This window comes from Streptomyces sp. NPDC030799 (assembly GCF_055572255.1).
Genome location: NZ_JBVIDS010000014.1, coordinates 254,881 through 278,620, shown reverse-complemented (window position 1 = coordinate 278,620; position 23,740 = coordinate 254,881). Strand labels below are relative to the sequence as shown.

The following is a 23,740-nucleotide window of genomic DNA, read 5'->3' as shown; positions in this document are numbered from 1 at the left end:
CGTGACACGACGAACCGACTGGGCGGAGTACGAGCACCTCACCCCCGGCGCCCCACGGGGGAGGGGCACCGGGGGCCACCCGGACTCCACACCGGGCGGTGACGACGGATACCGGGACGACGGTGACGACGGGCACCACGAGTACCGCGGAGCGGCGGGACACGGCGATGACGGCCGCGCCCGCCTGGGCGACCCGGGCGGCGGACCGTACGGGGACGGCTCGCCCGGCAGTGGCGGCGGCCCGCGCGGCGGCCGGGGGCGTGGCCGGCGGCGGCGCGGCTTCGGGGACGCACCCGGTGAGGACGAAGGCGCCCCTTCCTCGTCGAGGGCCGAGCGGGGGGAGTCTTCTGGGGACCCGGCTGAGCGGGCACGGGCGATCTGCCTGCGCCTGCTCACCGGGACCCCGCGCACCCGCAAGCAGCTCGCGGACGCCCTGCGCAAGCGGGAGATCCCCGAGGACGTGGCCGAGGAGGTGCTGTCGCGGTTCGAGGAGGTCGGTCTGATCGACGACAGCGCGTTCGCGGACGCCTGGGTGGAGTCCCGGCACCATGGCCGGGGACTCGCGCGCCGGGCGCTCGCCCAGGAACTGCGCACCAAGGGAGTCGACTCGGCACTGATCGACGAGGCCGTCTCCCAGCTCGACTCCGAGCAGGAGGAGGCGACGGCCCGCGAGCTGGTGGCCCGCAAACTGCGCGCGACCCGGGGCCTCGACCGGGACAAGCGGATCCGCCGCCTCGCCGGCATGCTCGCCCGCAAGGGGTATCCCGAGGGCATGGCCCTCCGCCTCGTCCGCCAGGCCCTGGAGGAAGAGGGCGAGGACATGGAGTACCTCGGAGAAGGGGACTACTGAGTCCTCGGGGCGGGCGGGCTCCGGAACGCGGGTCTCTCCGGGCCCTCAAGGCCCGCGGTGGGGGTAACCCCCGTCGAAGACGCCGGGCCACCGCAGTGCTCTCCCGGGCACGCACGGACGAACCTGTACGCACGCTCCGGACCACGGCAGGCACCTTTGCCGAGGCCGGCCGCGTATGACTCCGGCCGACGCGTACAACAGAAGAGAGTCCGCCCGATGATGCTGCGATACGCCCTCCGGACAGTCCGCGCCCGAAAGGCGGGATTTCTCGGCGCTTTCCTCGCGCTGATGTGCGCGGCCGCTCTGATCACCGCCTGCGGCACCCTCCTCGACACCGGCCTGCGCGGCACCATCCGCACCGAGCGCTACGCCGCCGCTCCTGTCGTGGTCTCCGGCGACCAGTACGTCCACCAGACCACCGTCAAGCACAAAAAGGGCAAGACGAAGGTCAAGCACAAGGCGAAGCCCATCGCCGAGCGCGCCTGGCTCCCGGAGGGACTGCGCACCAGACTCTCCCATGTTCCCGGCGTGGCCCGGGTGGTGCCTGAACTCACCTTTCTCGCCCAGCCGTTGACCCCGGCAGGCACCGGCGGTCGTACCGCCTACGGGCACGCCTGGGAATCCGCCGCGTTGACGCCGTACCGGCTGACCGCCGGCAGCGCGCCCGGGTCCGACGACGACCTGGTCATCGACAGCGACCTCGCGGCACGCTCCGGGCTGCGGCCGGGGGACCGGCTCACCGTGCATTCCACGCGGGCCCCGCGTGGTTACCGCATCACCGGTATCGCCGCCCCGGCCACCGTCGTACGCCACCAGACGTCCCTGTTCTTCTCCGCTGCCGAGGCCCGCCGGCTGGCCGCGCACCCCGGGCAGGTCAGCGCGTTCGGCGTGCTGCCGGACAAGGGGACGGACCCCGAGCGGGTACGGAACGCCGTCGGGCAGGCTCTGCACGGCACCACCGCCCAGGTCAGCACCGGCACCGCCCGCGGGTCCGTCGAGTTCCTGGACGCGGCTGCCGCCCGCACCCGGCTGGTCAGCATGGGCGGTGCCATGGGCGGAACCTCGCTGCTGGTGGCGGTGCTCGTGGTCGTCGGCACCTTCGCGCTCACCGTGCAGCAGCGCCACCGCGAACTCGCCCTGCTCCGTGCCATCGCCGCCACATCCGGACAGATCCGCCGGCTGCTCGGCCGGGAGGCGCTGATCGTCGGCGCGGCGGCGGGCACCGTGGGCGCGCTGCTCGGGCTGCCGCTGGGGGGCTGGCTGCACTCCAGGTTCGTCGCCCTGGGCGCCGTACCCGACACGCTCGAACACACCGTCAGTGTCTTCCCGCCGCTCGCCGCCCTCGCCGCCACCCTGCTCGGCGCCTGGGCAGCGGCCAGGATCGCCTCCCGCAGGATCGCCCGGATCCGCCCGACCGAGGCTCTGGCCGAGGCCAGGACCGAGCGGACCCGTCCCGCCTGGGGTCGGATCAGCGCCGGACTGCTGCTTCTCACCGGTGGAGTCGTCCTCGTCGTCGTCCTCACCTCCCTGCGCACCGAGCCCGCCTCGACGCCCGTGACCTTCCTCGCCGTCGTCGTCCTGTCCACCTCCGTCGCCCTGCTCGGTCCGCTGCTGGTCAGGGCTGCCGCGCTGCTGCTCACCGGCCCGCTCCGGCTCACCGGCCACGGCGGCCGCCTCGCCACCGCCAACCTGCGCGGCAACGCCGCCCGTATGGCCTCCGTCGTCACCCCTCTCACCCTGCTCATCGGAATGACCTGCACCGTGCTGTTCGTCCAGTCGACGCTGGGCGAAGCCGCCCGCAGCCAGGCCCGGGACGGCGTGCGAGCCGATTGGGTCGTCGCCGCGCAGGGACCGGGCGTCCCCGCTGAGGCCGCACAGCGGCTGCGCGCAGGGCACGACACCGTCACCGAGATCGTCCGTACAACCGTCCGCGTCGGCCTCGACAAGTACCCCGCGCAAGGCGTCACCCCGGCAGGCCTGGACCGCACCTGGGACCCTCAGGTCACCGCCGGCTCCCTCGCCCGGCTCGGCCCCGGCACGGTCGCCGTCAGCCGACTGGCCGCGGACCAGCACCATGTGAAGCCCGGCAGCACCTTGAAACTCACCCTCGGCGACGGCACTCCCGCCACGCTCACCGTCGCCGCCGTCTATGCCCGCGGTCTCGGCTTCGGGGACTTCACCTTCTCCCACGACCTCGTCGCCCGCCACGTCGACAACCCGCTCGCCTCCTCCGTCCTTGTCGGCACGACCCGTACACAGACACAACTCGCGACTACTCTCCGTGAGTTCCCGGGGCTGCGAATTCTTTCGCCGGTCGAGGCCGATGCCCTGCAGGCCGATCGACAGCGGACGAACGCCGAGGTCAACTATCTCGCCATGGGGCTGGTGCTGGCCTTCACCGCCATCGCCGTCGTCAACACCCTCGCCATGTCCGTGGCGGAGCGTGTCCGGGAGTTCGCCCTGCTCCGCCTCACCGGTGCGACCCGCCGTCAGGTGCTCCGGATGCTGCGCACCGAGGTGCTGTCCGTTCTGTTCCTCGCCACCGCGCTCGGCAGCGGGATCGCCCTCGCCGTGCTCACCGCATTCAGCGTCGGGATGACAGGCCGGGCGGCGCCGACGGTCACGCCCCTGCTCTACGTCGCCGTCGTCGGGATCGCCGGCCTCCTCGCGCTCGTGGCCAGTGCGCTTCCGGGGCGGGCGGCGCTGCGGGTGCGCGCGGTGACGGTGGCCACGGCCAAGGAGTAGGCGCCGGGCCACCCGGAGCCGCCCGCGTCAGGGACTCACCGGGTCCACCGGGAGTCCCTCCGCTCGTGTCAGGGGCTCGCCGGCTCCACCGGGAGTCCCTCCGCCCGCCATGCCTGGAAGCCGCCCACCAGGTCCGTTGCCCGGTGCAGGCCCAGCTGGTGGAGGGAGGCGGCGGCGAGGCTGGAGGCGTAGCCCTCGTTGCAGATCACCACGACGCGCAGATCGTGGCCGGTGGCCTCGGGGACGCGGTGGCTGCCCTGCGGATCGAGGCGCCACTCCAGCTCGTTGCGTTCGATGACGAGCGCTTCGGGAATCAGCCCGTCCCGCTCGCGCAGGGCCGCGTACCGGATGTCGACGAGGAGCGCCTCGCCCGTTCGCGCCGCCTCGTGCGCCTCATGTGCCTCGATGCGCCGGTAGCCCGCGCGCACCCGCTCCAGCAACTCGTCGATGCCGACCGGCGCTTGGCCGGTGCTCCCGCTCACTGCCAGTCCTCCGGGCGTTCGACCTGCTCCAGGCGCAGAACCTGGCCGGTGCGACTGTAGCGGCGGATGCGTGGCAGCGGCGGGTAGTAGGCGTGGACGGAGATCGCGTGTCGGTCGCGGGACTCGTTGAGGACCTCGTGGACATGGTGATGGCCGAAGGCGCGGCCCTGACCGGCCGGCAGCCGGCGTCCGCGGTCCACGTCCTCGGCGAGTTCCAGGGTCTTCCAGCCGTCGGTCGGCAGCCGGGCGGCGAGCGAGTTCTCCCTGAGCTCGCCGGAGGCCGTGAGGAACGCGCCGACCGAGTCGGCGTGGTCGTGCCAGCCGGTGCCGGTGCCGGGCGGCCAGCCGATCAGCCAGGCCTCGCTGCCGCCCGGCCCCTCCAGCCGCACCCAGGTGCGGCCCTCCGGGTCGAGCGGAAGGGAGGCGATCAGCTCGGTGTCGGCGGCCGTACGCCGCACGAAGTCGAGGAGGTCCGCCTGCGTGGGCGCCGAGCCGACGGCAGGCGAGACGGAAGGAGAGGGCACAGACACGTACACACACCGTCCTGAAGAGCGTTCGCGGAACGGGCGCACGACGGCGCCCGGAAGGAAGGGGAGGCGAATTCAGCAGGACGGGCGACACACGCAGCCCGCATAGCGGACGAGGTCCATATGGACCCTCCGCCACAGGCGCACGCAGGTGTCGGTCATGGTCCGGAGTACAGCATGTCGGTGCACTTCGGTCAACTCACTGTCACCAGGTGGACGGAGGGTGACGGGGCACACGGTCAGCGCACGCCGGAGCCGGCCTCCGCCGTCGCCTCCTCCTTCTCGTTCTGCTTCTCGCTCTCCGTCACCGCGCCGCCCAGCGTCGCCTCCGCCGCCGCGTACAGGTCGGCCGGGCGGACTCCGCTCAGCGCGGTGACCAGGTGGCCGTCGGGGCGCACGAGCAGCACGCTGTGCGCCGGCGCGCCCGGGTAACTCTCGGCGACCAGCAGCTCGGCGGGGTGCGGCAGCGCGGTCACGGCGGCGGCGAGCCGGGGCATCACCCCGGCGGAGACCCAGTGCTTGCGGTCCCACACACCTGTACCCGGCGCGATCAGGACGACCAGCAGGGAGCCGCGACCGAGCCGGTCGCGCAGCTGTACGAAGGAACCGTCCTCCGCGGTGACCCGTACGTCTGTGACCTGCGCGCCGGGCGGGGTGTCGACCGGGATCTCCGCCTCCAGATGCCGGGGCGCCAGCGGTGAGTCGGCGTACGCCCCCGGCGCACCGAGCGGCCCGCGCCCCAGGTGGCCGTCGGTGAGCAGTACGTCGTGGTTCCGGGCGGTGCCGGGAACGATCTGACGCAGTCCGCCGCCGCCGCGCAACACCGGCAGCAGCTGGTCGGCGGCGCGCAGCCGGGCGGCGACCAGCGCGCGCCGCTCGGCCTGGTAGGTGTCCAGCAGCGCCTCGTGCGGGCCGCGGTGCCAGACCACGCCCAGCTTCCAGGCGAGGTTGTCGACGTCCCGGAGGCCCTCGTCGAGCCCCTGGGTGCCGAGCGCGCCCAGCAGATGGGCCGCGTCCCCGGCGAGCAGGACCCGGCCGGCGCGCCAGCGGCGGGCCAGCCGGTGGTGCACCGTGTGGACACCGGTGTCGAGCAGCTCGTACGCCGGTGTGGAGCCGTCCGTCCAGCCCGCGAGGGTCTCGCGGATCCGGGCCACCAGGATCTCGGGCGTGACCAGGTCCTTGCCCGGCGGCAGCAGCCAGTCCAGGCGCCACACGCCGTCCGGGAGGGGGCGGGCGGTCACCTCCCCGGCCGAGGGCCCGGACTGCCGCCACGGCGGCATCCGATGGAGGAACGCCCGGCCCTCCCACGGAAGTTCCACCCGCAGTGCGGCGACCGCGTGCCGCTCCACCGCCGTACGGCCCGGAAAGCGGATGTCCTGGAGTTTGCGCACGGTGGAACGGGGTCCGTCGCAGCCGACCAGGTAACTGCCGCGCCACCAGGTGCCCCGGGGGCCGCGGGTGTGCGCGGTGACGCCGGAACGGTCCTGCTCGATCGCGTCCAGGCGGCTGTCCACGGCGGTCTTCACCAGCGGCTCGTCGGCGACGGCCGTGCGCAGGACGCCCGTGATCACATGCTGGGCGATGTGCAGCGGAGCGGCGGGGTCCGCCTCACCGAAGGCGATCTCGCTCATTACCTGCTTGCGCCGCAGGGACCGCCATCCGGCCCAGCGCACGCCGTGCGCACCGAGCGCCACCCCGGTCAACCGTTCCAGCAGGGCGGCCGTGTCCTCGCGCAGGACGACCGTGCGCGCCGGGCGGGGTTCGTCCTTGCCGGGGCCCTCGTCCAGGACGACGGACGGCACCGCCTGGCGGGCCAGCGCCAGGGCGAGCGTGAGCCCGACGGGCCCCGCTCCGACGATGATCACCGGGTCCATGACGCGGCGCCCCCTGCCCGTGACGATGCCCTGACGGAGACAAGTGAACAGGAAGGTGGAGCGGGGTGCACGATCACACAACGTATGCAACCCATTGGCAGAGTTTGCGTCAAGCGACCGGGGGCAGTGGCGATCACACCACTGCCCCCGGATGGCTCATGTCACCTGAATGAGCGTCAGTTCCCCTGGCCGCCGCCGTGGTGACCGCCACCGACGAAGTGACCGCCGAGGTCCACGCCGCCGACGGCACCTCCGGCTCCGGTCGCCGCCGTACCCGCGATGTCCGCCACGTCCTGGGCGCCGAGCACCGCGCCGGTCGACTTCTTGCGCCTCCGCAGCCGGCCCTCCAGCCAGCCGGCGAACGAGGTCAGGGAGAAGTTGATGAGGATGTAGATCACCGCCACGACGGTGAGGGAGGCGATGATGTTGCCGTAGTAGCCGGCCATCGTGTTGGCCGAGGACAGCAGTTCGGGGAAGGTGAGGACCGCGCCGCCGAGGGCGGTGTCCTTCACGATGACCACCAGCTGGCTGACGATGGCCGGGAGCATCGCGGTGACCGACTGCGGCAGCAGGATGAGCCGCATGACCTGCCCCTTGCGCAGGCCGATCGCCATGGCCGCCTCGGACTGGCCCTTCGGCAGGGTGAGGATGCCCGCGCGGACGATCTCCGCGAGCACCGACGCGTTGTACAGCACCAGACCGGTCACGACCGCGTAGAACGGACGGTCGTCCGAACTGACGTCGGTGTACTGGGCGTAGAGCGCGTTCCCGAAGATCATCAGGACCAGGACGGGGATCGCGCGGAAGAACTCGACCACGACGGCGGCGGGGACGCGCACCCACACGTGGTCCGAGAGCCGGGCGATACCGAGGACGGCACCCAGCGGAAGCGCGATGACCATCGCCAGCGCCGCCGCCTCCAGCGTGTTCTCCAGACCGGGCCAGATGTACGTCGAGTACGCCTCGGTGCCGCTGAAGAAGGGCTTCCACAGGGCCCAGTCCAGCTGCCCCTTGTCGTCGAGGACCTTGTACGCCCACCACACGACGGCCGCGACGGCGACCAGGAAGAGTGCCGTGTAGAGGATGTTGCGCCGCTTGGCGCGCGGGCCCTGGGCGTCGTACAGGACCGAAGTCATCGCTTCACCGCCACCTTCTTGCCGACCCAGCCGAGGATCAGACCGGTCGGCAGGGTCAGGCAGACGAACCCGAAGGCGATGACCGCGGAGATCGCCAGCAGCTCGGCCTCGTTCTCGATCATCTGCTTCATCAGGAAGGCCGCCTCCGCCACGCCGATCGCGGCGGCCACCGTCGTGTTCTTGGTCAACGCGATCAGCACGTTGGCCAGCGGGCCGACGGCCGCGCGGAAGGCCTGCGGCAGCACGACCAGGAACAGCACCTGGGTGAAGCTCAGACCGATGGCGCGGGCGGCCTCCGCCTGGCCGACCGGCACCGTGTTGATGCCGGCCCGGATCGCCTCGCACACGAAGGTCGCGGTGTAGACGATCAGACCGAGCACGGCCAGCCGGAAGCCCTGGACCTGGAAGTCGTGCGCGCCGAGGGTGACCCCCAGCGTCTGGCTGAGGCCCAGCGAGGAGAACAAGATGATCACCGTGAGCGGGATGTTCCGCACGATGTTCACGTAGGCGGTGGCGAAACCGCGCATCAGCGGTACCGGGCCCACCCGCATGGCGGCCAGCAGAGTGCCCCAGACCAGGGAGCCCGCGGCCGACAGCAGCGTCAGCTGCACCGTCGTCCAGAAGGCTCCCAGCACGTCGTACTTGTCAAGAAAGTCGAACACTGTCTCCCGCGCTTCCGCGTGTAAGGATGCCCCGGTGCGCCGCCGTCAGGAGCGGCGCACCGGGCAGGGGTTGCCTCAGCTCTTGATGTCGCCGATCTTCGGGGCGGGCTCGTTCTTGTAGTTCGCCGGGCCGAAGTTCTTCTGCACGGCCGCCTTCCAGGAACCGTCGGAGACCATCTCCTCAAGGGCCTTGTTGATCTTGTCCTTGAGGGGGCTGCCCTTCTTGACGCCGATGCCGTAGTTCTCGTTGGTCATCTTGAAGCCGCCGAGCTTGAACTTGCCCTTGAACTGGGCCTGCGCGGCGTAACCGGCCAGGATCGAGTCGTCCGTGGTGAGGGCTTCGATGGCGCCGCTCTGCAGGCCCGAGAGGCAGGCCGAGTACGTCGGGTACGTCTGGAGGTTGGGCTTGAGACCCAGCTTGGTCTTGAGGTTCTGGGCCGAGGTCGAGCCGGCCACCGAACACAGGTTCTTGCCGTTCAGGTCCTTGGGGGACTTGATCTTGTTGTCGTCCGCACGCAGCAGCACGTCCTGGTGGGCCAGCAGGTACGGGCCGGCGAAGTCGACCTTCTTCTGGCGCTCCGGGGTGATCGAGTAGGTGGCGGTGATGAACTGGACGTCACCGCGCTGCAGCATGGTCTCGCGGTCGGCGCTCTTCGACTGCTTCCACTCGATCTGGTCGGCGCTGTAACCGAGCTTCTTGGCGACATAGGTGGCCACGTCGACGTCGAAGCCCGTGTAGCCCTGCGGGGTCTGCTGGCCGAGGCCCGGCTGGTCGAACTTGATGCCGATGGCGATCTTCTTGCCGCCGCCGGAGGAGCCGTTGTCGTCCTTCTTGCCGCCGCCGCAGGCGGTGGCGCCCACGGCGAGGGCGAGTACGGCGGCCGAGGCGGCGGTGACCTTGCGGAGCTTCATGCTGAACATCCTTCGAATGGTGAGGAACGAGGTCCGTTGGAAAAAGGCGACCCAGGGCGTCCGGGTGGCACGCCGTCAGTGCTGCAGGATCTTGGACAGGAAGTCCTTGGCCCGGTCGCTGCGCGGGTTGCTGAAGAACTGGTCGGGCGCAGCCTCTTCGACGATCCGGCCGTCGGCCATGAAGACGACCCGGTTTGCAGCCGACCGTGCGAAGCCCATCTCGTGGGTGACGACGACCATCGTCATACCCTCACGGGCGAGCTGCTGCATGACCTCGAGGACCTCGTTGATCATCTCGGGGTCGAGGGCGGAGGTCGGCTCGTCGAAGAGCATCACCTTGGGGCCCATCGCCAGCGCACGGGCGATCGCCACGCGCTGCTGCTGGCCGCCGGACAGCTGGGCGGGGTACTTGTCGGCCTGGGTGCCCACACCGACCCGGTCGAGCAGGGCCCGGGCCTTCTCCTCGGCCTGCTTCTTGTCCGTCTTGCGGACCTTGAGCTGCCCCAGCATCACGTTCTCGAGCACGGTCTTGTGCGCGAAGAGGTTGAAGGACTGGAAGACCATCCCGACGTCCGCCCGCAGCCGGGCCAGCTCCTTGCCCTCCCGGGGCAGGGGTTTGCCGTCGATCGTGATGGTGCCCGAGTCGATCGTCTCCAGGCGGTTGATGGTGCGGCACAGCGTCGACTTTCCGGACCCGGAGGGCCCGATGACCACGACGACCTCGCCGCGGGCGATCGTCAGGTCGATGTCCTGGAGCACGTGCAACGCGCCGAAGTGCTTGTTGACGCTCTTCAGGACGACCAGTTCGCCGGACGTGGCCACGTCCTCCTTGGCCACCGATACTTTGGTCATCGCTCTCGGGCTCCGTCCTCCTCGGGTTTCCGAGGACAGTAGTGAGGGGCTGTGACCTGCGTCATCACATCTGAGGGAGATCTGAGCATCACGATCCGATAGCAAACGGACACGTGTCGTAGCACTTGCCCCCCGTGTGCGTATCGGCCGGGTAACGGAACCGACGGGCAACCGGAACGCTCTTGACGCCGTCCTAGTCCATCGGCGTCACTGCCATGGTGCACGCGCGCGTGAAATGCCACCTGCGCGCGAACCCAGACCGTACGACCGCTGAACCGGAGGGGGCCGGAGTGAGACTGCTGCTCGTCGAGGACGACAACCATGTCGCCGCGGCCCTGTCGGCCGTGCTGGCGCGGCACGGCTTCGACGTCACCCACGCGCGCAGCGGCGAGGAGGCCCTCCAGGCGCTCGTCCCCGAGGGCGCCGGCTTCGGCGTGGTCCTGCTCGACCTGGGCCTGCCCGACCAGGACGGCTACGAGGTCTGCGGCAAGATCCGCAAACGCACCAGCACCCCGGTGATCATGGTCACCGCGCGCTCCGACGTCCGCTCCCGCATCCACGGGCTCAACCTGGGCGCCGACGACTACGTGGTGAAGCCGTACGACACCGGGGAACTGCTCGCCCGTATCCACGCCGTCAGCAGGCGCACCGTCCACGAGGACCCGGCGATCGGTGGCGACAGCGCCCTGCACCTCGGTTCCGTACGCATCGAACTGCCCACCCGGCAGGTCACCGTGGGCGGTTCGGTAATCCAACTGACCCGCAAGGAGTTCGACCTGCTCGCCCTGCTCGCTCAGCGCCCCGGCGTGGTCTTCCGGCGGGAACAGATCATCTCTGAGGTCTGGCGCACCAGTTGGGAGGGCACCGGCCGCACCCTGGAGGTGCACGTCGCCTCCCTGCGGGCCAAACTGCGGATGCCCGCACTGATCGAGACCGTGCGCGGCGTCGGCTACCGGCTCGTCGCCCCGACCGCCTAGCGGGGACGGGTGCGCGCACGTCTGCTGCCGCTGCTCATCGTCCTGATGGCGGCCGTCCTCCTCGCCCTCGGGCTTCCGCTCGCCCTCAGCCTGGCCGCCGCCCAGCAGCAGAAGGTCGTCGTCGACCGCATCGACGACACGGCACGCTTCGCGGCGCTCGCCCAGTTCGTCACCGCCGGACCCGGCGGATCGCGCCGCACCGGCACCGACGAGCGCCTGGAGGCCCTGCGCAGCGAACTGGACAGCTACTACGGCGTCTACGGCATCCGTGCGGGCGTCTTCTACCGCAACGGCTCGGCGATGGCCAACGCCCCCGGCGACTGGTTCGTACCCCGCAGGGGGGAGATGCGGGAGGCCTTCGACGAGGCGCTGCTCAGCCGGCGCAGCCACGACCCCAAGCAGGTGTGGCCCTGGCAGCGCAGCCGGCTGGTCGTCGCCTCGCCGGTGATCCGGGACGGGGACGTCGTGGCGGTCGTGGTCACCGACTCGCCCACCGGGCAGATGCGTTCGCGGACCCTGCGCGGCTGGCTGCTCATCGGGGCGGGCGAGGGCGCGGCGATGCTGCTCGCCGTCGGCGCCGCGCTGCGGCTGACCGGCTGGGTGCTCAGACCGGTGCGGGTACTGGACGCCACCACCCACGACATCGCCACCGGGCGGCTGAAGTCCCGGGTCGCGGTCGCCGGCGGTCCGCCGGAACTCAGACGGCTGGCCCGTTCGTTCAACGAGATGGCGGACAACGTCGAGGACGTGCTGGAGCAGCAGCGCGCCTTCGTCGCGGACGCCTCGCACCAGTTGCGCAACCCGCTCTCGGCGCTGCTGCTGCGCATCGAACTGCTCGCCCTCGAACTCCCCGAGGACAACGAGGAGATCGCCTCGGTCCGCACCGAGGGAAAGCGTCTCGCGCAGGTCCTGGACGACCTGCTCGACCTGGCGCTGGCCGAGCACGCCGACGCGGATCTGACGCTGACCGATGTCGGCGCGCTCGCCGAGGAGCGGGTCGCCGCCTGGTCTCCGGTCGCCGGCACCAAGGGGGTCCGGCTGACCGGGAACTGCCCGCCCACGACCGCCTGGGCGGACCCGATCACCCTGTCCAGCGCCCTGGACGCGGTGATCGACAACGCCGTGAAGTTCAGCCCCGAGGGCGGCACGGTGGAGGTCACCGTCGCCGCCGACGGCGACACCTCCACGGTCGTCGTCACCGACACGGGACCCGGCCTCACCGACGAGGAACTCGCGCGCGTGGGCGACCGGTTCTGGCGCAGCGGCCGCCATCAGAACGTCAAGGGCTCGGGCCTGGGGCTGTCGATCACTCGGGCGCTTCTGGCAGCGGGCGGCGGCTCGATCGAGTACGCCCACCACGAGCCGCGGGGGTTGCGGGTGACGGTGTCCGTACCGCGACACGGGGAGCCCTGACGAAGGGACCGGTCGAGGACGGCCCGGGGTGGACGGGGCCCAGTGGCTAGGGCTTCATCGAGCGGTAATAGCGCCGGGCGCCCTCCTGCAGGGGCAGGGGGTCGGTGTAGATGGCGGTGCGCAGGTCGACCAGTTGGGCGGAGTGGACGTGGGCGCCGATGCCGTCGCGGCTCTTGATGACGGTGCGGGTCACCCACTCGGTCAACCGGGGGTCGACGTCCGTGCGGGTCATCAGGAGGTTGGAGACGGCGATCGTCGGGACCTCGCTGCCCTGCTGCGCGGTCGGGTAGGCCGACTCGGGGATGTTGGTGGCCCGGTAGTAGCGCGCCGCCTGGCCCTCGTCGTGCAGCTTGGTGACGAGGTCGCCCTCGATCGGCACGAATTTGAAGGCGGACTCCTTCGCCAGCGTGACCAGTCCCTTGGTGGGCAGCCCCCCCGACCAGAAGAACGCGTCGATCTTCTGGTGCGCCAGCCGGTCGGGCCCGGTGTCGATGCCGTCCGCGGCCGGCACGACGTCCTTGCGCGGATCGATGCCGGCGGCCTTCAGCACCCGCTCGGCGATCAGCCGCACCCCCGAGTCGGGCAGGCCGATCGACACCCGCTTGTGCCGCAGATCCGCGATGCCCCTGATGTCCGAGTCGCTGCGCACGACGAGGTGCACATAGTCGTCGTAGAGCCGGGCCACCCCGCGCAGCCGCCCGGCACCGCGTCCGCGCCCCAGCTGGTACGCCTCCACCGCGTCGGCCGCCGCGATGGTGAAGTCGGCCTCGCCGGTCGCCACCCGCTGCACGTTCTCCTGCGAGCCGGCGCTGTTGAGCAGCTTCACCTTCAGGTCGGGCATGTCCTTGGCGAACTCGGCGCGCAGTCGCTCGCCGTACTCCTGGTAGACCCCCCGGGGAGTGCCCGTGCTGAAGACGATCGTCCCGCTCGGCGGCTTCTCGCCCAGGGGCAGCAGCCACCACAACAGCAGCCCGAGCACCACGGCACCGGCGACCGCGGCCGGCAGCGCCCGGCGCCGGCCGATTCGGGGGAACACCTTGGACATGCGGTGATCCTGCCAGGCCGGGAGCGCCGCTGACCAGGGCCGAGGTCACTCCTGCCCCCGGAGCGGACCGCGGGGCTGTGTCAGTGGCGGCCGTTACAGTCGTCGCATGAGCACTTCGCCCGCCGACCTCGTCCGTGAGTTCCACCGCGCCTTCGGCCTCGACGCCCGCAGTACGCCGACGGAGGTGGACCCCGAACTGGCCGCGCACCGTGGGGAGCTGCTCGCCGAGGAGGCCGCGGAGGTCGCCGAGGTGGCGGTCGGCGGCCCGTTGGACAGGCTCGCGCACGAACTGGCGGACGTGGTCTACGTGGCGTACGGCACGGCTCTGGTCCACGGCATCGACCTCGACCAGGTGATCACCGAGATCCACCGGGCCAACATGAGCAAGCTCGGCCCGGACGGGCAGGTCGCCCGCCGGGCCGACGGCAAGGTCCTCAAGGGGGAGCACTACCGGGCGCCGGACGTGTCGTCCGTGCTGCGCCGCCAGGGGTGGATACCGGCGGCTCAGGACAGTGCTCCTCAGGACAGTCCTGCTCAGAACAGTGCTGTTCAGGACAGTGCTGCGCAGGCGGGCTCCTAGAAGGTGCCGCCCGCCAGCTTCCACTCGCGGTTCAGGGCGCCCAGCGGGATGCTCCGCTGGATGACCGGTGTGCCGAAGACGGACAGCTGGAACCGCAGGGTCCCGGACAGATCGACCCCGCCGTACACGGCCCAGGTGCCCTCGGCCTTCGCCCCGCCGCCGTCGGAGGAGGCGGTGACCGTGCCGGAGGCCTCGCCGCGCAGATACGGGGCCAGGTCGGCGGTGACACCGACGGCGCCGTAGAGGCCGACCGAGGCCTCCGCGCCGAGCGCCGTCTTCACGGTCCCGGCGGTGGTGACCGAGGCGCGCACGGGCGTGCTGGTCATGTTCGAGGAGCTGACCGGCGTCCAGCCCTTGGCCAGGCCGAAGGTGCCGCCCGCCTTGAAGTCGCCCTTGAGCTTCTGCTCGACGTCGACGGTGACCTTTCCGTCGCCGCTGATCTGGAAGTAGCAGGTCAGATCCAGGTTGACGACGACGGGGACGGGGCCCACCTGGAGGACCGGGTCGGCGTGCAGCTTGGCGAACGGGATCCGCAGCGGGGTGCCGGTGGTCATGGCGGCCCGCCCCTTGACCGCCCAGCCGGAGGTCCAGTCGCCGGACACGCCGAGGTAGGCGGAGCCGGGCGGCGCGTCGGTACCGGCTCCGCCGTAGGTGAAGTCGACCTGCGGGGCGACCTGCACGAATCCGTTCACCGAGGCGGTGGCCGAGACCGGGGCGCCCTGGGCCGCCGGTATGCCGGCGCTCACGTCGAGGCGGAGGCTGCCGAGCGGCACCGTCGCACCCTTGGGGCCGACGTGCACGTCACCGGCCTTCGCCCAGGAGACCTTCACATCGGGGAGCAGCTTGTCGACGGTGAACGACGACGGGTCGACCGGCACCTCGCCCTTCGCCGTCTCGTCGCCGAGCAGCGCGTTGAGGGTGGCCGGTTCCGTCTGCACCTCGGTGCCGCCGTCCTTCTCGCCGACCACCTTGGTGACCTTGGCGAGCAGACCGTGCGGTGCCCCGGGCGCGGGCGCACTGGCGATCACGTCGCCGACGGCGGCCTTGTGCGGGGCACCGGAGGGGGCGGGGGAAGGAGTGGAGGAGGGGGAGCCTGGTGAACTCCCCCTGTGCGCGGGCTTGTCGGAGAGCACGGCCCGCCGGGTGTGGCGGTCGTACGAGCTGATGGCGAGCGCCGTCTTGTGCGCCCGCCGTCCGGAACCGGCCGGTCCCGCAGTCGCGGTGGCGGTGGCGCCGGTGGTGGGAGCGGCGGCGACGGCGAGCGAGTGGTCCGGGCCGTCGGCGGGTCTGTCGGCGACCTCGACCTGCGGGCGGCCGTTCCCGGCGGTACCCGGCGGTTCGGCCTGCGGTGTGGGCGAGGAGCAGGCCGCGGCGAGGAAGAGGCTGGTCACGGCGAAGGCGGGCAGCAGGGCACGTCTGTGCCGCATGCGTCTGCGCATGGATGGTCCTGTGTGGAATGGGGGGTGGCAGAGAGGTACCGGCAAGCGGCCTACTCAGAGGTAGAACCGGCCGGTAACTCGTGACGAGCCCTGAGCATGCCATGCCCGTGTGCAGGGTTCCCTCACAAACCAGCTACAACTCAACGTGACCTGTACCACGGTGAGTTCACGTCGGCCGTGTCCGAAACCGCCGAGCCGGCGGGCTGGTTGGCGGGGCGCGTTGCGAAGCGGCCGCCACCCGCGTGCCGGTGGAGGCCGGCGCGGTACGGGGGCGGCCGCGCTCGGGCCGGGAGTCAGGGTCAGCGGCCGGTCAGGCCCGTGCCGCCGAGGCGGGTCAGCAGGGAAGCCAGCTGGGTGATGTCCTCGGCGCTCCAGGCCGGGGCGGTGAAGACCTCGGCGGCGGTCTCCTCGGCCGTGGCGCGCATCTCCCGCAGCCGCCGTCGGCCCGTCGTGGTCAGCGACGCGTAGGCCACGCGCGCGTCCCGGGCGTCCGCTTCGCGGGTCACGAGCCCGATCCGCTCCAGCGGGGCCAGCCCGCGGGTGACCCCCGAGGCCGTCAGGCCCAGTGCCTCGGCCAGGTCGACCCGGCGCATGCGGCCCCCGGGCGCCTGTCCCAGCCGTAGCAGCAAGGTGAAGTCGGCGAGGCTGACGCCGTGCAACCCGCTCAGCCGGGAATCGAAGCGCCGTACGAGCGCCGCCTGGGCCCGTACCAGCCGCAGTGCCGCGTCCAGGGTGTCACTCATCGCCGCAGCTCACGTCTTCTCCGCTCCTGCCTCGTTTCCGCCTTCTCGTTGCAGTGTCCTTGAGTACTCAACTTTATGCCCGGTGGGAACGGGCCGCGCGCCGCTGCCGCTTGCCCATCGGCGCCTGGGAGAGGTCCTCGGCGGTGGAACGGAGGTTCTTGAAGCCGTAGCCGCGCTCGGTCAGCCAGGCCTTCGCCGCCTCCTCGGCCCGTTCGGTCGCCTCCAGGACGTCCCCCTCTTCCTCCCCGGTGTCGGAGAAACGGAAGACGAAGGCCGGGCGGGCGGCGATGTCGTAGGTGAGGCTGCCCTCGGGGGTGAACGCGGCGCGCAGCACGTCGTGCTCCGCGGCGTCGGCCAGCAGCGCTGCCCGCTGGGCGTCGGTGAGCCCGTCGAAGACGCCGCGGACGGTGATCCGGAAAGTGCGAGTACTCATCCCGCGACCCTAGGCACAGCAGGCCCGCCGCCTCCACCGGGTTTCCGCCCCGCATGCTTGCGGCACCGCGTCGTGCCCGCGCCCGGGGAGCGCCTACGCTGGAGCCGTGAAGGCGGTGGCTGTTCCATGCAGTACGTGGCAGTGAGTGCGCTGAGCCATCCCGGGCTGCTTCGCGAACGGAACGAGGACAGTCTCGTGATCGGGCCGTGGACCCTGTGCGCCACGGTGACGGAGAGTCCGCAGACCCTGGTCTTCCCGCTCGGCACGCCCCTTGTCGTGGCGGTCGCCGACGGGCTCGGCGGGCATCCCGGCGGCGATGTGGCCAGCGCCCTGGTGGCCCGCCGGATCGCGTCCCTCGGAGCCGCCTTGAGCAGCGAGGACGCCGTCCGCGACGCCTTGAGCGGCTGCAATCGCGTCGTGTACGAGGCCGCCGGCGGCGACGCGGGAGGCGAGCTCGCGGCCATGGGGACGACGATCGCCGGCACCGTCGTACTGCCCGCCTCCCTGCTGGTGTTCAACGTGGGCGACAGCCGGGTCTTCGCGGCCTCCCGTGACGGGTTGCGCCAGGTGAGCGTCGATGACAGCCCCCCACTCCCACCCGGGCGGCGTACCACGTCCATCGTCACCCAGTGCCTGGGCGGCAGCCGCTCGTACCGCGCCATACGCCCCCATGTGACAGCCGCGCCCCTGTCTCCCGGCGACCGCTATCTGATCTGCACCGACGGTCTGACCGACCCAGTGCCGCAGGACGTGCTCGACGGGGTGATGCGGGAGCAGGACGACGGCCGGGCCGCCTTCGAGCTGTGGAAGGCCGCGATCGGGGCGGGCGGCCCCGACAACATCACGCTGGCGGTCGTCCGCATCGCGGACGCATAGGGGGCGCTCACGCGCCGCCGGTTCGGTCCGCCGGTTCGGTCTCCGGACCGCCTACGGTGGAGACATGACCGAGATCGTCGTCTACGAAGTCGACAAACCGGTGACTACGCGCTCCTCGACCGGATCGGCCACCGGTGCGGAACGGCGCGTCCGTAAGGTGCACGTGGCCCCCGCGGCCCCGGGTTCACGCACTACCGCGGGACCGCGGACCCTCTGCGGCAAGGACACCTTCGCCATGGAGACGGCCCGCTGGACGCCCTCACAGGAGCCCGGAGCGCCCTGGTACCCCGCGGAATACGCATCCGTGGTCTGCCCGGAGTGCGCTGCCGTGATCGAAGTCTGACCGGCGTACCGGCTGCCCGGCATCGCCGGGCCCGCCGTGCTCCGGCCGGTCACCCTCGTTCCACGTACTCCTTGAAGTGCTCCAGATCGCTGCGGACGAGCCGTTGGATCGCGTTGGTCTGGGCGAACCCCTTGGGCCCGCCGAAGGTGTCCCGGAGCGTGCCGGGGTCGTACTCCAGCCGTGCCTGGATCCGGGTGTGGTTCTGGTCGATGGGCTGAACCGAGAAGGAGCCCGTCAGCTCGGGGGCACCCGTGGTGAGCCACTCCATCACGCGCTCACCGCGGTCGGTGACCTCGGCCTCGATCTCCCGGGCCCGGCCGCCCGCCTCGACGTCCAGATGCGCGCGGCCCCCCGCATCCGTGCGCGCGCCCCGCACGCCGTCCACGAAGCGCGGGTAGTTCTCCACCCGGTGAAGTGTCTCCCAGGCCTTGTCGACCGGAACCCCGACGTCGACATGCAGTTCGAGGGTGCTCATGGCTCACCTCCATGTGCGGCTCATGGCGCATGCCCTTCTGCTTACAGTGTGCGCCCGATGGGACAGGCGTGAGGCGGGCACCGTAACCTGCCAGGCGGCTGAGGCCGGCGTACCGGAGGGGGTTACTTGTTACGACTTCAAGCAGTGAGCAAGCGCTATGGCCGTGGTGACTGGATCCTGCGAGACGTCGATGTGGAGGCGCCGCCGGGAGAGATCGTGGCATTCACAGGCGGGAACGGCTCGGGGAAGTCGACGCTGTTGCGGATAGCGGTGGGCCTGTCCCGGCCGACCCGCGGCCGGGTGACCACGCGGCCACCGGTCGTGGGCTACGTGCCCGACCGCTTTTCCCCCAACGAACGCATGTCGGCGGTGGCCTACTTGACCCATGTGGGGCGGGTGCGCGGGCTGCCCACCTCGGTCGCCTCGTCGCGGGCGCACGGTTTGCTGGACAGGCTGGCGCTGGTGGGCGGCAAGCAGGCCCCGCTGCGGAACCTCTCCAAGGGCAACGCCCAGAAGGTGGCGGTGGCGCAGGCACTGTTGGTGGAGCCCGGGTTGCTCGTTCTCGACGAGCCGTGGTCGGGGCTGGACGCCGATGCCCACGGTGTCCTGGCCGGGATCATGACCGAGGTCGCCGACGCCGGGGGGACGGTGGTCTTCACCGACCACCGCGAGTCGGTGACGCGGGCCCGTGCCACACGGATCTACAGCGTCAGCAAGGGCCGGATCTCGTTGCGCGGACCGGACTCCCGGCCGAACGGACACCGGCCTTCGTCCGACGTCGTCCTGACCGGGGACCCGGGCGGCCGCGCGCCTGAGGACCTCGCCTGGGCGGAGCTGGACGGCGTGCTGACGGTGAGCCGCACGGCCTCGGGCGTCCGGTTGACAGTGGTCCGCGAGACCACCGACGCCCTGCTGCTCACCGCCCTTCAGCACGGCTGGTCCGTGGAACGGGTGGAAGGGACGGCGGTGGACCTGTTGGCGCGGGACGCTGCCGCGAACGGAGGCGTGCAGTGATCGCCCTCATCCGCTACACGTTCGCCACCGTGCTGCACACACAGCGCTACGTCGCCCCGTTGCTCCTGTTCATGGGCCTGATGGGCGTGCTGACGGTGAACGGCAGCGGCCCCTTGCCTCCCGCCTACGCGTCGTCCGCCGGTGCGCTGTTCGTCTGCTCGACATGGTTGACCGTTGCCCTGATGAGCCTGGACGAACCGGCACAGCGGGCGATCGTCGTCGTGGCGTCCGGCGGCCGGTCGCTCAAGGTCCTGCTCGCGGCGATCGGCACGGCTCTGCTGAGCTGTCTGGTGCTGATGGTCTTCGGCCTGCTCCTCCCGCTGTGGATGGGGCGCTACGGCGTCACCGCGGGCGATCTTCTGCTGGGCGTCGAGGCCCAGCTGACGTGTGCGTTCGTGGGCATCGGCATCGGCGTGTTGTGCTCGCGGCCGGTCTTCGGGCGACAGGGATACGCGGTGGTGTCCGCCGTCGCCCTGATGATGGGAGCCCTCTTCCCCAAGGGAATGCCACCGGTCAATCGACTCTTCACCCTGATGTCGACGACCCCCCACGCGGCGAAGCTCCTGGCTCCCGCGGGCGGCATGCTGGCGATCGCGACCGTGATCCTGGTCGCGTGCACGGCCGTCACCCAGTTCGTCGCCGCGCGAAGAGAGTGAAAGCAGAGCCTGAGGCGGTTGTCAGTGCCTGGCTTCGAGCAGCTCCACGATGTCGCGGAGACTGTGCTCGAACAGGGGCTCGGGGTCGGTCAGGGCGAAGTCCAGGTGTCCGAACACTTCCATGGACACCATGCCGTACAGGCGGGACCAGGCGAGGACGAAGACGTACAGCGCTTCCAGGGGCGGCTGCTCGGGCTCGATGTGCTCCCTCATCTCCGCCAGCTGGCGGAGCCAGTCCGGGTCGAGGGTGCCGGCCTGCGGAAGCGGGAGCGTGCCGGCCCGCCAGAACTCCAGCATCAGGTCGAGGAAGACGCCGCCGAAGCGCCAGCCGGCGGTATGGCACGGGTCGCCCGGTGCGCAGTCGGCGTCGGGCATCGGCTTGCTGAAGACGAGGGTGAACTCCGGCCGGTGGCCCAGTGCCCAGGCCCGGAGTGTCCGGGCGGCGGCGGTGAAGCGGCCCCGCGGGGACTGCTCGGGTGCCTGGTCGCGGGCGTGTTCCAGGGCGGTGGCCAGCTCGTCGTACAGGGCGGCCGTGAGGGCCTGGACCAGCTCACGGTGGTCGGCGAAGTAGCGGTACAGCCCCGGAGCGGTCATCCCCATCTCGCGCGCGATGGCACGCAGGGAGACGGCGGCCGGGCCCTCGTCCACCAGCAGTCGGCGGGCATGCCGCAGGATCTCGGACTTCGTCTCGGCGCGCCGGCGCTCGCGCACTTCTTCGCGTTGCCGAGCCCGTCGCGCCGACGCCGAAGCGGTCTCGCTGCCCACGCTGTGCCTCCTGACCCGACGCGGCTCCGCCGACCGGCCCGCGCCTGGTCAGGTTAACGCCTGTCACCGCAGTAAACGGGGTAAGCTAACAGCGTTTACACTGCTTACGCTGCTTTGTGAAAACGGGGGACCTCTGTCGTGAAGACGACGATCATCCTGACCTACACCTTCACCCCGGCCTGGCTGGCGCTCTCCCGCGATGAGCGGAACGCGATGGCGGCGGCCCACATCCAACCGGTGTTCGCCAGGTACGCCGACCGCGTCTCGGCCCGCTTCTTCGACGCGGAGGCGTTCACCACCGCCTTCTCCGACTTCGCCGTGCTGGAGACGGAAGACCTCAAGGCGTACTACTTCCTCATCGAGGAGCTGCGCGACTCGCCGCTGATCGCGCAGGGCTACCTCGTCATGAACGACATCTTCATGGGCATCGAGGCCGGGTTCCGGGCGTTCGAGGCCCAGGCCCGCGTCGGGGGCGGCGAGGTGGCGCGTGACTGACACGTCCACAGAGGCTGCAGTTCCCCGTCCGCGCCCGACGGAGGAGGAGCCGCAATCCGGCAGAGCCGCGGAGCGGTCCCGCACCTGGCCGCTCACCCTGCTGCGGGTCACCTCGCTGCTGTTTCTCTTCGACACCCTGTTCCAGGCGGCCCTGGCCGGCTTGTTCATCACCGGTGATGTGCGCTTCCTCGACCTGCACGCGGCCAACGCCCAGCTGGTCGCCGTCATCGCGCTCGTCGAGGCCGTGGCCGCCCTGCTGGTGTGGCGCGCGACGCGGGGACCGGCCTGGCCCTTCGCGCTCGCGGCCGGCCTGGTCGTGCTGGTCGGGGCGCAGATGTGGCTGGGCGCGGCCCGGCTGCTGGGCGGCCATGTCCCGCTGGCGCTCGGCGTGTTCGGCACCGGCGTGGCGCTGGCCTGCTGGGCGTGTACGTACCAGGGCCGGGAGGCCGGATGACGTCCCGTCGGAGAATCCTGGGCCTGAGCGCCGGTGCCATGGCCGGCCTGGCCGTACCGGCCGGAGCAGCGGCGTACGAGAAGTGGTCGGGCGAGCGCACAGGAGCCGTCCTGACCAGCAGGATCCGGCTGCCCCGGCAGTTCGCGGTGCCGCTGCCCGTGCCGCCGCGCGCCCGTCCGTCCCGCACCGAGGGCGGCGCGGAGTACTACGACATCACGCAGCGCGCGTCGGCCGTGGAGATCATCCCCGGTCTGAGGACGACCGTCTGGGGCTACGACGGCGTCTTCCCCGGCCCCACCTTCACCGCCCGCTCGGGGCGCCGGATGGAGGTGCGGGTCCTCAACAAGCTGTCCGTGCCGACCTCCCTGCACCTGCACGGGGGCGTCACCCCGCCGCACTCCGACGGCTATCCGACCGATGTGGTCGTACCCGCCCGGTGCGGCGCCGAGTTCAAAACCGAGGGCCACGGAACGGGAGGCATGCACGCCCCCGCGTCCGACTGGACGGTCTCGGAGGGCTACAAGACGTACACGTACCCGATGGACCAGCGGGCCGCGACGCTCTGGTACCACGACCACCGGATGGACTTCAGCGCACCGCAGGTCTGGCGCGGTCTGGCCGGCATGTTCCTCGTCCATGACCAGGAGGAGGACGCCCTGCCGCTGCCCGGCGGCGAGCGGGACGTCCCGCTCATGATCTGCGACCGCGCCTTCGAGGAGGACGGCTCCTTCCGCTACCCCGGCCACTCGCCCACCTGTACCGGCGCGCCCGGCGTCCAGGACGCGTACATGGACGGCGTCCTCGGCGACGTACAGCTGGTCAACGGCGCGCCCTGGCCCGAGGCGGAGATCTCCGCGACCCGGCACCGCCTGCGTCTGCTGAACGCCTCCAACGCCCGTCGCTACCACCTGCTCCTGCGCCGGGAGGACGGCGGCACGCTGCCCTTCACGCACATCGGCGGCGACGGCGGCCTGCTGGCCGCCCCCCAGCGGCTCAACGGCATCGCCATGGCGCCCGGCGAACGCTTCGACACGGTCGTGGACTTCACCGACTGCCCGGTGGGCAGCCACGTCACCCTGGTCAACGCCCTGGCGGACGGCCGCATGCGCCAGATCATGCGCTTCCGCGTCGCCCGCAAGGAGAAGGACGCGAGCCACGTCCCCGCGCGCCTGTCCCGGTACGCGGCCCTGCACCCGGCGTCGGCCGTCGCCGTCCGGCACTTCGACTTCCGCCGCTCCGACGACGCGTGGACCATCAACGGCCGCCCCTTCAGCACCTCTGAGATCCTGGCCCGCCCGCGCCTCGGCACCGTCGAACGCTGGCGGTTCACCAGCGACTTCCACCACCCCGTGCATCTGCACCTGGCCCACTTCCAGGTCCTTGCACGGGGCGGCCGGGCGCCCGGGCCCACCGATGCCGGCTGGAAGGACACGGTGGACGTACGGCCGTACGAGGTCGTGGACGTGCTGGTCCGCTTCCGCGGCTACCGCGGCCGGTACATGCTGCACTGCCACAACCTGGAGCACGAGGACATGGCGATGATGGCCAACTACGAGGTGGTGTAGGCCGTACGCCGAGCGCCGGGCTCGGGGCACCGGTCCTCAGGAAACAGCTCGCACCGGGCGGTGATCGCCGTCAAGGTCCGCTCCTTGTGAGCTGCTCCCTCATGAGCTGCCTCCCCGCAGGGCGAGCTGTGCGGCTGGACGACATGGGCGGCCTGCTCGGGCACAGCGTTGCTCGAAGTCCGGCGGAGCCAGCCATGGCTGGGCAGGCGCGGGTGTGCGGGAAACGCGGTGATCGCGGAGTGCAGCTTCTGGAGGGTGAGGGTGACCTCGCCTGTCCCCTCCAGTACCCACCGGGGCTGGGCGTCGCGCGCTGCCCGATGGTTCGCGATCAAGCCTGCTCAAGCCACTGCCAGGGGTCGACGAGGAGGTCTTCGACCGTGCCCGGCGGCTCGTGCGGTGGCACTACCAGTGGATCGTGGTGCACGAC

Annotated in this window: 26 protein-coding genes; 12 read left to right on the top strand and 14 right to left on the bottom strand. The window is 71.3% G+C overall.

Features of this window, described 5'->3' with window-relative positions:
* Nucleotide 1: 1 nt before the first annotated feature.
* A complete protein-coding gene (gene recX, locus ACZ41I_RS32125; protein ID WP_468515708.1) occupies nucleotides 2-850 on the top strand; it encodes a recombination regulator RecX in 849 nt (282 codons plus the stop codon).
* A gap of 216 nt (nucleotides 851-1,066) precedes the next feature.
* Complete coding sequence (locus ACZ41I_RS32120) at nucleotides 1,067-3,595, top strand: FtsX-like permease family protein (RefSeq protein ID WP_468515707.1); 2,529 nt, start codon at nucleotides 1,067-1,069, stop codon at nucleotides 3,593-3,595.
* A gap of 68 nt (nucleotides 3,596-3,663) precedes the next feature.
* Here ACZ41I_RS32120 and ACZ41I_RS32115 read toward each other — a convergent pair whose 3' ends face one another.
* From ACZ41I_RS32115 to ACZ41I_RS32080, 8 genes are all read right to left on the bottom strand, one after another.
* Nucleotides 3,664-4,077 carry a rhodanese-like domain-containing protein gene (locus tag ACZ41I_RS32115; protein WP_468515706.1) on the bottom strand — a complete coding sequence of 138 codons (414 nt, stop codon included), beginning with the start codon at nucleotides 4,075-4,077 and terminating at the stop codon, nucleotides 3,664-3,666.
* Nucleotides 4,074-4,607 (bottom strand): cupin domain-containing protein, encoded by a 534-nt coding sequence (locus ACZ41I_RS32110; protein WP_363217726.1) that lies wholly within the window; start codon nucleotides 4,605-4,607, stop codon nucleotides 4,074-4,076. The genes ACZ41I_RS32115 and ACZ41I_RS32110 overlap by 4 nt, the downstream gene beginning before the upstream one ends.
* Before the next feature lie 72 nt (nucleotides 4,608-4,679).
* The gene (locus ACZ41I_RS32105; protein WP_313960178.1) at nucleotides 4,680-4,766 is read right to left on the bottom strand and encodes a putative leader peptide; all 87 of its coding nucleotides are present in this window, start codon (nucleotides 4,764-4,766) and stop codon (nucleotides 4,680-4,682) included.
* A gap of 77 nt (nucleotides 4,767-4,843) precedes the next feature.
* Nucleotides 4,844-6,478 carry an FAD-dependent monooxygenase gene (locus ACZ41I_RS32100; protein ID WP_468515705.1) on the bottom strand — a complete coding sequence of 545 codons (1,635 nt, stop codon included), beginning with the start codon at nucleotides 6,476-6,478 and terminating at the stop codon, nucleotides 4,844-4,846.
* 176 nt (nucleotides 6,479-6,654) lie between these two features.
* Nucleotides 6,655-7,614, bottom strand: coding sequence for an amino acid ABC transporter permease (locus ACZ41I_RS32095; protein ID WP_468326752.1), 960 nt, complete (start codon nucleotides 7,612-7,614; stop codon nucleotides 6,655-6,657).
* Entirely contained in the window at nucleotides 7,611-8,276 is a 666-nt protein-coding gene (locus tag ACZ41I_RS32090; protein ID WP_363217723.1) for an amino acid ABC transporter permease, read from the bottom strand. The genes ACZ41I_RS32095 and ACZ41I_RS32090 overlap by 4 nt, the downstream gene beginning before the upstream one ends.
* A 75-nt stretch (nucleotides 8,277-8,351) precedes the next feature.
* A complete protein-coding gene (locus tag ACZ41I_RS32085) occupies nucleotides 8,352-9,188 on the bottom strand; it encodes a glutamate ABC transporter substrate-binding protein (RefSeq protein ID WP_363217724.1) in 837 nt (278 codons plus the stop codon).
* 75 nt (nucleotides 9,189-9,263) lie between these two features.
* Nucleotides 9,264-10,040 (bottom strand): amino acid ABC transporter ATP-binding protein, encoded by a 777-nt coding sequence (locus ACZ41I_RS32080; RefSeq protein ID WP_399772537.1) that lies wholly within the window; start codon nucleotides 10,038-10,040, stop codon nucleotides 9,264-9,266.
* Between the two features lie 290 nt (nucleotides 10,041-10,330).
* Here ACZ41I_RS32080 and ACZ41I_RS32075 point away from each other — a divergent pair, with 290 nt between their 5' ends.
* Together ACZ41I_RS32075 and ACZ41I_RS32070 are read left to right on the top strand one after the other, a co-directional pair.
* Nucleotides 10,331-11,017, top strand: a complete 687-nt coding sequence (locus ACZ41I_RS32075) for a response regulator transcription factor (RefSeq protein ID WP_363218013.1) — start codon at nucleotides 10,331-10,333, stop codon at nucleotides 11,015-11,017.
* A gap of 9 nt (nucleotides 11,018-11,026) precedes the next feature.
* Nucleotides 11,027-12,430, top strand: coding sequence for a sensor histidine kinase (locus ACZ41I_RS32070; protein ID WP_399772535.1), 1,404 nt, complete (start codon nucleotides 11,027-11,029; stop codon nucleotides 12,428-12,430).
* A 46-nt stretch (nucleotides 12,431-12,476) separates the two neighbouring features.
* On the opposite strand, the gene ACZ41I_RS32065 is transcribed toward ACZ41I_RS32070, so the two are convergent.
* A complete protein-coding gene (locus ACZ41I_RS32065; protein ID WP_363218015.1) occupies nucleotides 12,477-13,475 on the bottom strand; it encodes a TAXI family TRAP transporter solute-binding subunit in 999 nt (332 codons plus the stop codon).
* A gap of 106 nt (nucleotides 13,476-13,581) precedes the next feature.
* On the opposite strand from ACZ41I_RS32065, the gene ACZ41I_RS32060 reads away from it, so the two are divergent.
* Complete coding sequence (locus ACZ41I_RS32060; protein ID WP_468326759.1) at nucleotides 13,582-14,055, top strand: pyrophosphohydrolase domain-containing protein; 474 nt, start codon at nucleotides 13,582-13,584, stop codon at nucleotides 14,053-14,055.
* Here ACZ41I_RS32060 and ACZ41I_RS32055 read toward each other — a convergent pair.
* From ACZ41I_RS32055 to ACZ41I_RS32045, 3 genes are all read right to left on the bottom strand, one after another.
* Nucleotides 14,052-15,494: a hypothetical protein gene (locus tag ACZ41I_RS32055; RefSeq protein ID WP_468515704.1), complete on the bottom strand. Its 1,443-nt coding sequence runs from the start codon at nucleotides 15,492-15,494 to the stop codon at nucleotides 14,052-14,054. The two genes, ACZ41I_RS32060 and ACZ41I_RS32055, sit on opposite strands and share 4 nt — an antisense overlap.
* Nucleotides 15,495-15,793: 299 nt before the next feature.
* Nucleotides 15,794-16,237 (bottom strand): MarR family winged helix-turn-helix transcriptional regulator, encoded by a 444-nt coding sequence (locus ACZ41I_RS32050; RefSeq protein WP_363218018.1) that lies wholly within the window; start codon nucleotides 16,235-16,237, stop codon nucleotides 15,794-15,796.
* 73 nt (nucleotides 16,238-16,310) lie between these two features.
* A complete protein-coding gene (locus tag ACZ41I_RS32045; protein ID WP_468515703.1) occupies nucleotides 16,311-16,670 on the bottom strand; it encodes a DUF6204 family protein in 360 nt (119 codons plus the stop codon).
* A gap of 126 nt (nucleotides 16,671-16,796) precedes the next feature.
* On the opposite strand from ACZ41I_RS32045, the gene ACZ41I_RS32040 reads away from it, so the two are divergent.
* Together ACZ41I_RS32040 and ACZ41I_RS32035 are read left to right on the top strand one after the other, a co-directional pair.
* Nucleotides 16,797-17,546, top strand: coding sequence for a PP2C family protein-serine/threonine phosphatase (locus ACZ41I_RS32040; RefSeq protein WP_363218020.1), 750 nt, complete (start codon nucleotides 16,797-16,799; stop codon nucleotides 17,544-17,546).
* 64 nt (nucleotides 17,547-17,610) lie between these two features.
* Complete coding sequence (locus ACZ41I_RS32035; protein ID WP_468515702.1) at nucleotides 17,611-17,889, top strand: hypothetical protein; 279 nt, start codon at nucleotides 17,611-17,613, stop codon at nucleotides 17,887-17,889.
* 49 nt (nucleotides 17,890-17,938) lie between these two features.
* Here ACZ41I_RS32035 and ACZ41I_RS32030 read toward each other — a convergent pair whose 3' ends face one another.
* Nucleotides 17,939-18,364, bottom strand: a complete 426-nt coding sequence (locus ACZ41I_RS32030; protein WP_363218022.1) for an SRPBCC family protein — start codon at nucleotides 18,362-18,364, stop codon at nucleotides 17,939-17,941.
* Nucleotides 18,365-18,490: 126 nt separating this feature from the next.
* Here ACZ41I_RS32030 and ACZ41I_RS32025 point away from each other — a divergent pair, with 126 nt between their 5' ends.
* Nucleotides 18,491-19,378, top strand: a complete 888-nt coding sequence (locus ACZ41I_RS32025) for an ATP-binding cassette domain-containing protein (RefSeq protein WP_468515701.1) — start codon at nucleotides 18,491-18,493, stop codon at nucleotides 19,376-19,378.
* Nucleotides 19,375-20,034, top strand: coding sequence for a hypothetical protein (locus ACZ41I_RS32020; RefSeq protein ID WP_468515700.1), 660 nt, complete (start codon nucleotides 19,375-19,377; stop codon nucleotides 20,032-20,034). Before ACZ41I_RS32025 ends, ACZ41I_RS32020 begins: the two co-directional genes overlap by 4 nt.
* 21 nt (nucleotides 20,035-20,055) lie before the next feature.
* Here the strand turns inward: ACZ41I_RS32020 and ACZ41I_RS32015 are convergent, their stop codons facing one another.
* A complete protein-coding gene (locus ACZ41I_RS32015; protein ID WP_399772515.1) occupies nucleotides 20,056-20,799 on the bottom strand; it encodes a TetR/AcrR family transcriptional regulator in 744 nt (247 codons plus the stop codon).
* A 138-nt stretch (nucleotides 20,800-20,937) separates the two neighbouring features.
* Here ACZ41I_RS32015 and ACZ41I_RS32010 point away from each other — a divergent pair, with 138 nt between their 5' ends.
* Genes ACZ41I_RS32010 through ACZ41I_RS32000 form a run of 3 tightly spaced genes read left to right on the top strand, consistent with a single transcriptional unit; the run spans nucleotide 20,938 to nucleotide 23,313 of the window.
* On the top strand, nucleotides 20,938-21,294 hold the full coding sequence (locus tag ACZ41I_RS32010; RefSeq protein ID WP_363218027.1) for a darcynin family protein: 357 nt from the start codon (nucleotides 20,938-20,940) through the stop codon (nucleotides 21,292-21,294).
* Nucleotides 21,287-21,748: a hypothetical protein gene (locus tag ACZ41I_RS32005; RefSeq protein ID WP_399772511.1), complete on the top strand. Its 462-nt coding sequence runs from the start codon at nucleotides 21,287-21,289 to the stop codon at nucleotides 21,746-21,748. The genes ACZ41I_RS32010 and ACZ41I_RS32005 overlap by 8 nt, the downstream gene beginning before the upstream one ends.
* Nucleotides 21,745-23,313 carry a multicopper oxidase family protein gene (locus ACZ41I_RS32000; protein ID WP_468515699.1) on the top strand — a complete coding sequence of 523 codons (1,569 nt, stop codon included), beginning with the start codon at nucleotides 21,745-21,747 and terminating at the stop codon, nucleotides 23,311-23,313. The genes ACZ41I_RS32005 and ACZ41I_RS32000 overlap by 4 nt, the downstream gene beginning before the upstream one ends.
* Nucleotides 23,314-23,740: the final 427 nt, after the last annotated feature.